The 4,878-nt window shown below is 66.1% G+C and carries 3 protein-coding genes and 1 pseudogene; 3 read left to right on the top strand and 1 reads right to left on the bottom strand.

Going from position 1 to position 4,878, the window contains the following annotated elements; genetic code table 11:
- From ACFXPL_RS36900 to ACFXPL_RS36890, 3 genes and pseudogenes are all read left to right on the top strand, one after another.
- Positions 1-136 (top strand): annotated as a pseudogene (locus ACFXPL_RS36900) (IS701 family transposase); the annotation flags it as partial.
- Between the two features lie 576 nt (positions 137-712).
- Positions 713-862, top strand: a complete 150-nt coding sequence (locus ACFXPL_RS36895; RefSeq protein ID WP_384927549.1) for a hypothetical protein — start codon at positions 713-715, stop codon at positions 860-862.
- Between the two features lie 440 nt (positions 863-1,302).
- Positions 1,303-3,252, top strand: coding sequence for a hypothetical protein (locus ACFXPL_RS36890; RefSeq protein WP_384927548.1), 1,950 nt, complete (start codon positions 1,303-1,305; stop codon positions 3,250-3,252).
- Between the two features lie 479 nt (positions 3,253-3,731).
- Here the strand turns inward: ACFXPL_RS36890 and ACFXPL_RS36885 are convergent, their stop codons facing one another.
- A complete protein-coding gene (locus ACFXPL_RS36885) occupies positions 3,732-4,709 on the bottom strand; it encodes a pentapeptide repeat-containing protein (RefSeq protein WP_384927547.1) in 978 nt (325 codons plus the stop codon).
- Positions 4,710-4,878 lie beyond the last annotated feature (169 nt).

Here is a 4,878-nt window from a genome sequence, read left to right as displayed (position 1 = left end):
CCAGGTCCGCCGCTACCCCGGCTGGCACCGCCACATCACCCTCGCCATGGCCGCCCACGCCTGCCTGACCGTCCTGCGGGCCCGCGCGCTCGACACGGAGAAAGCAGAAACGGATCCTCCCAGCTCATCGCCCTGACCCTCCCCGAAATCCGGCGACTGACCACCCGCCTGACCCGGCCCCGCGCCAACCTCATCGACCATGTCCTGCACTGGTCACACTGGCGCCGCCGACGACAGTTCCAAGCCCGGATCAGCCACTACAAACGACGCGGCCACACACCACCAGAAACTGCCCACACATCAGAATAAAGACCGTTGCAGTACTAGCGCGGGAGACCCAGGTGCCTCCCGCGCTGTCCGGTGTGTCGATCCTCCCTCTAGTTACGACATCTAGATGGCTCTGACGTGCTGTGCTTAGAGTTGCCAGAGGAGACCTTGGTTCTACTGCTGAGCTGGGATGGTATGCGTGTCTCGATAATCGCGCCTGGTAAGCAAGGCATCTGACCTGTGGTGCTGTAGTTAGCTGAATAATGTCGCAACTAGAGAGATAATTAGCTTGGCTAACGCATCAATGACGCAGGTAAGTAGATGCGGCATATGTGGTGTTTGGTGACGGTATGAGGTTGACCGGACAGCCCCTGCTCGACAGTCGCAGCGACCGGCTCGAGAATCACAACAGGCATGGACGCAGCCCCAGTCTGCGACATCGTTCGTGCTGGATTGCGTCTCCCACATCAGCGAGCAGCGCCCGCACGCCATCGACCAGTGGCTGGCTGCCGCCTCCACCGGCCTGGCCCGAGCCTCGGTGCCCGAGACAGCGAACCAGAACCTCAAAGCTCTGGTCTGGCAGGTCGGGACCTAACCATGGGGCAACACGTCCTCGCTCTCGTTCATCCTGACCGGGCTCCGCTGCGGCATCGCCATTCGCGACGACGCCGGACTCCGGTTGGAGGAGGCACTCGCCCAGTTCTACGCTGGCCCTGATCTCCCGGTCCGGTCACGGGGTGGCCGCAAGTCAACTCATGAAGCTATACAAGATCGCTCCTGACGGAGCAGGCGGCCGCTGCCCGCGTCGTACTCACACACCCAGGAAACTGAAGGCTCTCCCAGCTCAGGACTGCAGAGGGGCCCGACGCGGTTCCATACAGCCCAGGGCAGACCAGAGTCTCCACCGAACCTGCAGCGGTTCTCACCAACCTCCGTGGCTTTGCAGAGAAACGGTTTCCGGTTTCTCCGTACCAGCGCAGTTGTGGTGGGCCAGGATGGCCCCGGCAATGGCACCGCACTGCGAGAAAGGCCCCGATGACCAGCGATGACATGCGCACTGGACTGCCGCCTGCTTTCTTGGCGGCCCTGGCCGGGCAGGCGGGACCGCAGGCGCCGCCTGTGCGGTTGGCGCTGCAGCGGGTCCAGGATCTACCCGAGGGCACCGCGCGGGACGGCCTGCTGCTGGCGCTCCTGGAAGGCGCTTTGCGCGAAACGGCGCCGCAATGGCTCCTGGAGCAGGCCATCGAGTCCGGCCTGCGCGATGACCAGGACCTCCAGTGGAGCACCGCCGGGCAGGTGGCCGCAGCTGCCCTCGCACACCCCGAGTGCCCGGATCCTGTACGTGACAAGGCCCTGCACGCCTGCACCGCACCGCAGTTGGGCGCACTGGTGCGCCGCTCGCGCTCTGGCTGTTTCGCCGAAGCCGTCGCCGCCCACCTCGGGCAGCGCGAACCGGGGCCACAGCCGATGACGGTGGACCGGGTCAAGAACCCGGGAACCGCCGAACTGCTGCTGGCCGAACCCGGCCTGCCCGACGCTGTCCTTGCCGCGGCGCTCAACCTGCTGCCGACCCGGCCCGCGCTCGACGAGGCCGCAATGACCGGCGGGGACGGCGATCGCCCAGCCCAGGTCTTCCGGGCGTACCGGGACGCGGTGAAGGCGTGGGAGCAGATGTGGGGCTCCGTCGTGACCGCCCAGGTCGGCTGTGTGCGAAGCCTGTTGGCGTGGGCGGGGGACGGACCTGCGCGCAGCGTCATCCGCGACCACCTCCTGGGAACCCTTCCCTGGGACGTTGATCCGGACATCTTGGAGGAGGCCGCTGCAGAGGACCTAGCCGCATTCGCTACGGCAGAGGCCGTCACCCGGGTGTGCCGCTTGCTGGCGGCGGACACCCCAGTGTCAGAAGTCCGCAGCCAGCTCCGCGACGTTCTCTCTGCCCTGCCGCCCGGTGGCCGCGAGCAAGCCGAGCTCTACTTTGACGACGCGAACGAGCGACTCGTGCAGATCGGCGCTCGCGATGCGGTTTCGTGGGCTGCGGCACGCACGCACGGCACTTGGCGGTACCTGCTCGATCCCGCCCGGGCCCGGCAATGGGGCCAGTCACAGGCATGGCAGGCCTCCGAGGACGTCCTGGCCCGGATCGGCCGCAGCTTCGCCACCACGACGCTCGTCGCACTGCACCTGTGGGAGCCTGACCCGGGCCGCTACACCACCTCCCACGCGCACGAACTGCGGTGGCTGCACATGCTGCTGGTCCACCTGCCCCAGATCACCGACGACGTCCGCCAGCAGGCGGGCGCCGCGCTGCCGCACCTGCGGCCGCGCACCGGCTACAGCGCGGGCGCCTCCGACTACGAGGCACGCCAGCAGGAACGGGAGCTGGACGAACTGCGTGCCACGATCAGGCGCATGCTCAACGACACGGCCGCAACACACCGTGCCGCAGCCCTGGGCTCCCCGCAGGAGGTCACCGCTGCGCAGCTGGCGCGCGTCGACGACCAGACGCTGCGGGACTACCTGGAACGCCACCGCGGCGACGACCTCCTGGAGAAGGCACTGCTGTCTTTCATCTCCGCAGCGCACCGCTCCCAGTCTTTGTTCGCCGAGGTCCTCGCCCTGCACAGCGCCCCCGCACAGGCGCTGGTAAGGATCACCGCCGAGCTGCGCAGCCGGGTCGGCGGGGGACCGCAGAACCGTGAGCGCTGGACCCGGTCGGCCCTCGCCCTGCCGGACCCGTCCGAGGACCTGATCCGCGCCCTGCCTGCCTGGACGGCTCTGAGCATCGGCGGGAGCAGGTTCGACACTGCGCATCCACAGGTAACGAGGCTGGTGCTGGCCGCCCTGGGCGACAGCGAAGAGGCGTGGACCCGCTTCGCCGACAGCCCCGCCTCCTACGCCGGGCCCACAGCTTGGCTGCGGCTCGGCGATGTCCTGGATGCCGCGGTCAAGGGCGCCGACTGGCCTCGACCGCCTGCGGCCCACTGAGGTCGTCTGCTGCCGATCGCCCTCGCCTAAGCCGTTCCCGCGCCGGTGACACACCGCAGGAACGGCATGCAGGCGACGTGCCCCATCCTTCAGGCATGTCTGGCGCCGCCACGAGCGTTACTGGGTCTGGCCGATGCCATAGCCCAGCTGCTGCGCCCCCTGGCACAGCATGTCTACTGCGGGGCGTTACTGCTGGGCTTTGGGTGTCGTTCGCGAACCATTTGTCGGCATACATATGAACGTGCTCAGTCACGTACGGATGAACTGCCTACTTCACGACGCACCGAGGATTGCTCGTGGGCGGTCTATCGCCGGCTTGTGAGGGTGGCGGACGGCGGCGCTGCCGTCGACGCGCAAGGTGTAGCGCGTTACGTCTGGCGGGGTGCGCGGGAATAACAAGAGGCGGGTGGCGCAGCGCCTCTGTAACCCGCCGCCCGACGGTGAGGCGGTTGAGAGTGTATGACTGGCCGCTGTGGCCGCTAGTCACGCGTCTTCTCCTTTTTCGAGGCATCGTTGGTGCCAGCTTCCCGGTCGACAATCACACGTTTAAATTCGGGCATACCTGCGGGTATTTGCTCCATCGAGAAGTGGGCGCCATGCAGGTTGGAGCCATCGAACTTGGTTTTGACGGCGTAGCTTTGCCGAAAGTCTGCGTTGGGGGCCCAGGAGCCCGTGAAGTCGGCACGATGGAGGTTAGCGGCTCGCAGGTCAGCGCCGCCGAGGCGGGCATGGCGGAAGTTGGCCCGCTCGAAGTCAAGTCCGGTCAAGTCTGTGCGCCGCAGATCGATTCGTCCAGTTTCGTTGCGGATAGGGCGCCGTCCGAGCACGCTGATGGCGGCTTGCACGGGTTCGTCAGGCCGGGGAACGCCGAGGCCAAGTCGAGCGTGTTGGCGAATGAAGGCGGCTAAGACGGTTATCACCGTGTCGTGGTCGTCCTCGCTGTCGCGCATGATGCGCTCTAGGCTGTAGATCGCTCCGAGTCGCTGTGTGTCGTCCTGGGAACTGAGCAGCTTGATCGCTTCGACATAGCGGCCGGTTACCTGTCCTTCTCGGGTAATCCGTGCCTGCTCTGCGTCTCGATCGGCCGACATTTTGATTGTGGTCTCGAACTGCTTCTGGTTTTCTGCGAACTGCTCTTGCGCGTGCTGGAACTGTTTGCGTTCCAGGCGGTGTTTCTCGCGCGTGTAGTAGAGCCCGGCTGCGGTGAAAACGCCGGCTGCGATGGCGACGAGCATGGTGCGGAAGCCAGTGACGATGATCCCAGCCGACGAGACAAGCTCGCCGTTGCTGTCGCGGAGGTGGTGGCCTTCGATCCACCAGGGCCCCCATAGGAGCAGCACGATGAAGGCGGTCGCGCCGACTATGGCTGCGGTCCAAGCCCATCGCATGTGGCGTTTGCGCCACGGCTCGCGTTTCCGTTCGGACTCAGTCTGGCCTGTTTCTGGCTCGTCACCCATGCCCTGCATGATGTCCCTCCGGTGGGCGCGACATGCGGCGAATGGGGCTTTCAGCGCTGGAGTTGCGGGTCCTGCTAGTGTTGCGTGTTTGAAGTGGCTTTACGTTTGCGGTTTCGGGACAATGGAGCTGTGTATCTGGCCGCTGCGTTGCAGCTCCGTGAGGGTGACC

Origin of the sequence: Streptomyces sp. NPDC059092, assembly GCF_042756365.1 — a bacterium.
In the GTDB taxonomy this organism is placed as follows: Bacteria; Actinomycetota; Actinomycetes; order Streptomycetales; family Streptomycetaceae; genus Streptomyces.
The sequence above is the reverse complement of the archived record's forward strand: the minus strand, read 5'-3'. Positions and strand labels throughout refer to the sequence as shown.

Excerpts from the sequence above, each read along its gene's own strand:
- ACFXPL_RS36890 (WP_384927548.1), top strand. The coding sequence starts at position 1,303 with ATGACCAGCGATGACATGCGCACTGGACTGCCGCCTGCTTTCTTGGCG.
- ACFXPL_RS36885 (WP_384927547.1), bottom strand. The coding sequence starts at position 4,709 with ATGGGTGACGAGCCAGAAACAGGCCAGACTGAGTCCGAACGGAAACGC.